Source organism: Phenylobacterium sp. (genome assembly GCF_030693805.1).
Taxonomy (GTDB): Bacteria; Pseudomonadota; Alphaproteobacteria; order Caulobacterales; family Caulobacteraceae; genus Phenylobacterium.
Genome location: NZ_JAUXZW010000005.1, coordinates 1 through 3,047 on the forward strand (window position 1 = coordinate 1; position 3,047 = coordinate 3,047).

The window sequence follows — 3,047 nt, forward strand, 5'->3', positions numbered from 1 at the left end:
GACCGGATGGAAGTGATCCGGTTGGCTGGCTACACCGAGGACGAGAAACTCAACATCGCGCTGCGTTACCTGCTGCCCAAGCAGCAGAAGAACAACGGCGTGCGCGACGAGGAGATGGAAGTCACCGAGTCGGCGCTGCGCGGCATGATCCGGTACTACACACGCGAAGCCGGCGTGCGCTCGCTCGAGCGCGAGCTGGGCGGGTTGGCGCGTAAGGCGGTGCGTGACATGGCGCGCGAAGGCGTGACCACCATCACCATCGACGATGAGCGCCTGGCCAAATACGCGGGCGTGCGCAAGCACCGCTACGGTGAGACGGACGCGGAAGATCAGGTGGGCATCGTCACGGGCCTGGCCTGGACCGAGTTCGGCGGCGACATCCTCACCATCGAAGCGGTGCGGATGCCCGGCAAGGGCCGCATGTCGATCACCGGAAACCTGAAGGACGTGATGAAGGAGTCGATCTCGGCGGCGAACAGCTACGTCCGCAGCCGCGCGACCAAGTTCGGCATCGAGCCGCCGGTCTTCGAACGCACCGACGTCCACATCCACGTGCCGGACGGCGCGACCCCCAAGGACGGCCCTTCGGCGGGCGCCGCGATGGCCACGGCCATCGTCTCGGTGCTCACCGGTATTCCGATCCGCGCCGACCTCGCCATGACCGGCGAAGTCACGCTGCGGGGCCGGGTGACGGCGATCGGCGGCCTGAAGGAGAAGCTGCTGGCCGCCCTTCGTTCGGGCGTCAAGACGGTGCTGATCCCGCAGGAGAACGAGAAGGACCTGGCTGATCTTCCGGACAATGTCCGCAAGGCGCTGGAGATCATTCCCGTCTCCAACATCGACGAGGTGCTGTCGCACGCGCTCACGCGACCGCCCACGCCGATCGAGTGGTCGGAGGCCGATCATCCGCCGATCGCTCCGAAGGCGGACGACGGTGATGTGGAGTCGGTCATCACTCACTGACGTCGCCGCCGGAACGGCTGAAAACGACGTCAAGTCGAGCGGCGCGGAGGCGACTCCGCGCCGCTCTCGTTTGACGCGCGTTAATGGAGCGACATAATCCCAACCGCGCGTGCTGCTCTGGGGGACTGCGTGGTCCGCGCCGCTGCACCAAGGGTTGGGAGACACCCAAGATGACCAAGGCCGAACTCGTGACCGCAATCGCCGAGAAGGCGGGCCTCAACAAGGCTCAGGCGAAGGATGCGCTACAAGCGTTCATCGATTCCGTGACCAGTTCGCTTAAGGCCGGCCACCAGGTGCGCCTGGTGGGCTTCGGCAGCTTTGTGCCGGTTCGCCGGCCGGCCGGCACCGCGCGCAACCCGCGCACCGGCGAGACCGTCAAACGCCCCGCGACCAAGACCGCGCGCTTCCGAGCGGGCGAGGGCCTGAAGGGCGCCCTGAACTAAAGCAAAGGTCTCTTTGTCGTCGGCGGGGGCGGTCGCCGTCACGCGGCCGCCCCTCGTCGTGCATGAGGCGGACGAAACCCCTGACGCAGCCCGCATGCTCGGCTACAAGGGCCGCCGCGGGCGGCTAGCTCAGCTGGTCAGAGCACCTGGTTTACACCCAGGGGGTCGGGGGTTCGAACCCCTCGCCGCCCACCACCTTCGAGCCTGCGCGGGCGCCATGCTCTATCGATCCCTCGGCGCCACAGCCCTCGTCGTCTCCGAAATTGGCTTCGGATGCGCGAGCTACTGGGGCAAGCCGCAGTTCGCCGAACGCGAGGCCATAGGCCTCGTCCATCAGGCGATCGAGGCTGGCGTCACCTTCTTCGACACCGGGGCCAGCTACGCCCGTGGCGAGGCCGAGCCGCGCCTGGGCCGGGCGCTCAAGGGACGCGACGCCTCGCGGCTGGTCATCGCCAGCAAGGCGGGGACGCGCCACGTTGGGGGAGGGCGCATCGTGCGCGATATGTCGCCCGCCGGCGTCGTCGCGAGCGCCGAGGCCTCTTTGCAACGTCTGGGGCTGGACGTACTGCCGCTGTTGCAGCTCCACGGTCCGGCGATCAGCGAGCTGGACGAGCCCCTGCTGGCGGCCCTGGAGGGGCTGCGCGCCCGCGGGATGGTACGCGCGTTGGGGGTCAACAGCTTCGACCCTGCGGTCATCGAGCACGTCCTTGGATTGGCCGCCTTCGACGTGGTGATGGTCGACTACAATATCCTGCGCCCGGAACGCGCTGGCCTGGTCGCCCGGGCTGCTGCGGCCGGCAAGGGCGTCCTGGCGGGCATGGCGCTGGGCATGGGGCATGCGCAGTTCCAGGTGCTGAAGCTGCGCGGGCCCCAAGACCTCTGGTACGCGGCCCGCGGCCTGGGCCGCCACCGCGAGGAGATGCGCCGGGGCGCGCGTGTCGCGCGTCTGCTGAACGTCCCCGGCATGACGCCGGCCCAGGCCGCGCTGGCCTATGTGCTGGATGACGCCAATGTCGCCTGCGCCGTCGTCGGCACGACGCGCCCAGGTCACCTGGCCCAGAACGTCGCAGCGTCGGGTATGAGCCTTCCGGCGAGCGTGCGCAGCGCGACCGATGAAGCACTGCAGATCTGAGGAGAGCCGCGCCGCGCCGTCGGGCTGCTGGAAAAGCGGTGGCGCGAATGACGGGACTTGAACCCGCGACCTCCGGCGTGACAGGCCGGCGCTCTAACCAACTGAGCTACATCCGCATCGCTTCCGCGAAACGCGAGGGGCGTCTGATAGGTCGCACCCTGAATCGTGTCAACGGAAGAGTGGCGCTTGGCCGGCCGTAAGGCGCACTGTCAGGTTCTTCGGCGCCCGCAAATCCACACCGCCTGTGGCCCTTTCGCCGCAATGCAAACGCGCCGTTTGAACGCCGCGCGGCCCTGGTCTAGAAGGGCCCGCGACTCCGGTCCGAGGATTCCATGAACGCGTTCCTTCTGCAGTACCTGCCCATCGTGATCTTCCTTGGGATCGCGACGGCGCTGGGTCTGGGTTTCGTGATCGCCGCCTTCGTGCTGGCGCCGAAGAATCCCGACCCCGAAAAGCTCTCGACCTACGAGTGCGGCTTCAACGCGTTCGACGACGCGCGCATGAAGTTC

4 protein-coding genes and 2 tRNA genes are annotated in these 3,047 nt (G+C 67.9%); 5 read left to right on the forward strand and 1 reads right to left on the reverse strand.

Features of this window, described 5'->3' with window-relative positions:
* The 4 genes from Q8M88_RS00375 to Q8M88_RS00390 all read left to right on the forward strand — a co-directional run.
* A partial coding sequence (locus Q8M88_RS00375; protein WP_305593953.1) for a S16 family serine protease occupies positions 1–963 on the forward strand: 963 nt, incomplete at its 5' end.
* A 170-nt stretch (positions 964–1,133) separates the two neighbouring features.
* Positions 1,134–1,406, forward strand: a complete 273-nt coding sequence (locus tag Q8M88_RS00380; RefSeq protein ID WP_305593955.1) for an HU family DNA-binding protein — start codon at positions 1,134–1,136, stop codon at positions 1,404–1,406.
* Between the two features lie 118 nt (positions 1,407–1,524).
* Positions 1,525–1,601, forward strand: a tRNA-Val gene (locus Q8M88_RS00385).
* A 22-nt stretch (positions 1,602–1,623) separates the two neighbouring features.
* A complete protein-coding gene (locus Q8M88_RS00390; protein WP_305593957.1) occupies positions 1,624–2,538 on the forward strand; it encodes an aldo/keto reductase in 915 nt (304 codons plus the stop codon).
* A gap of 39 nt (positions 2,539–2,577) precedes the next feature.
* On the opposite strand, the gene Q8M88_RS00395 is transcribed toward Q8M88_RS00390, so the two are convergent.
* Positions 2,578–2,654: transfer RNA gene (locus tag Q8M88_RS00395), tRNA-Asp, on the reverse strand.
* Between the two features lie 216 nt (positions 2,655–2,870).
* Between Q8M88_RS00395 and ndhC the strand changes: the two genes are divergently transcribed.
* Positions 2,871–3,047: NADH-quinone oxidoreductase subunit A (gene ndhC / locus Q8M88_RS00400; RefSeq protein ID WP_305593959.1), on the forward strand; the 177-nt coding region annotated here is incomplete at its 3' end.

Excerpts from the sequence above, each read along its gene's own strand:
- Q8M88_RS00390 (WP_305593957.1), top strand. The coding sequence starts at position 1,624 with ATGCTCTATCGATCCCTCGGCGCCACAGCCCTCGTCGTCTCCGAAATT.
- Q8M88_RS00380 (WP_305593955.1), top strand. The coding sequence starts at position 1,134 with ATGACCAAGGCCGAACTCGTGACCGCAATCGCCGAGAAGGCGGGCCTC.